We start from the raw sequence: 269 nt of genomic DNA, 5'->3' as shown, positions 1-269 counted from the left end.
AGAATCTGCGGCGGGCGGACCTGCGGCAGGCGGACCTGCGGCAGGCAAATCTTCGGCAGGTGATCCTGCGGCAAACACGCCGGCGGAGTAACACCCCACCGGCGGTTCCGGATCAGCCCTGCGGCAGTGCGATCAGCCGGCCGGCGCTGGCCGCTTCTTCCTCGCGCAGCTTGAACCGCGCAACCGCATCTGCCAACACACGCGCCTGATCGCTCAACATCCCCGACGCCGCCGTCGATTGCTCGACGAGCGCCGCGTTCTGCTGCGTG

General features: G+C 68.8%; 1 pseudogene. It reads left to right on the top strand.

Annotated features, from left to right (window positions below):
* Positions 1-5 precede the first annotated feature (5 nt).
* A pseudogene (locus tag B3098_RS29100) lies at positions 6-65 on the top strand (pentapeptide repeat-containing protein); the annotation flags it as partial.
* Between the last annotated feature and the right edge of the window lie 204 nt (positions 66-269).

This window comes from Achromobacter sp. UBA2119, from assembly GCF_002331005.1.
Lineage (GTDB): Bacteria > Pseudomonadota > Gammaproteobacteria > Burkholderiales > Burkholderiaceae_B > Achromobacter > Achromobacter animicus.
This window is presented reverse-complemented; position numbering and strand designations above follow the sequence as displayed.